Origin of the sequence: Methylobacterium sp. E-025 (genome assembly GCF_022829705.1) — a bacterium.
Taxonomy (GTDB): Bacteria; Pseudomonadota; Alphaproteobacteria; order Rhizobiales; family Beijerinckiaceae; genus Methylobacterium.
On record NZ_JAKSYR010000068.1, the window covers coordinates 1 to 829 of the forward strand.

Sequence of the window (829 nt, forward strand, 5' to 3'; positions counted from 1 at the left end):
AGAGTCCGTCTGGTAAGTCATGATGCTCGGCCGAGCCTTCGAACGAGGATCATGACGGCGGCGGCGTAGAGGAAGGCCTGGGCTGAGGCGAGGGTCGCCTCCGGGTCTTTCCAAAGGCGGCGGTTGCGGCTGATCTAGCCAAAGAAGCGTTCGACCACCCATCTGCGCGGGCGCACGGCAAAGCCGACCTGATCCTTGGGTTTGCGCACGATGTCGACGGTGATGATCGTTGCGGTCGCGGGCCTGTCGCCGGCATAGCCTGCATCGGCGAAGGCCTTGGCGATGAACGGGAAGGTCCGCCGCGACAGGCGCAGCACCGGTCCGGCCCCATCGCGATCCTGCACGTCGGCGGGCTGTGGGTCGAGGACGAGAGCGCGTCCGTCCGTGTCGACCAGGGCCTAACGCTTACGGCCCTTGTACGGCCCTTGATCTTCTTTCCGGCGTTGTAGCCGCGCGGCCCTCCGCTCTCGGTGGTCTTCACGCTCTGGCTATCAAGCACTGTGGCGGTGGGCGAGGCCCTTCGACCGACCCGCTCGCGATCCGCCATGACGAGGTGATGGTTGATCCGGCCGAACAGGCCGTCGTCGCGCCAGCGCGCAAAGTAGCCAAACGTCGTGCTGCGCGGAGGCAGGTCCTTCGGGATCATCCGCCACGCGATGCCGCCGCGCAGCACGTAGAGGATGGCGTTCAGGATTTTTCGCATCGTCCAAACAGGCGGACGACCGCACGAGGCCGGCTCCGGCATCAGCGGCGCGATCACGGCCCACTCGCCATCCGTCAAGTCGGTTTCGTAGCGCAGGTTGGCGCGGCGATGCTGCCGGCGAGTGGT

1 pseudogene is annotated in these 829 nt (G+C 66.5%); it reads right to left on the bottom strand.

The features are described from left to right. Window positions 1-17 precede the first annotated feature (17 nt). Window positions 18-829, bottom strand: a pseudogene (locus MKK64_RS07360) (IS5 family transposase); the annotation flags it as partial.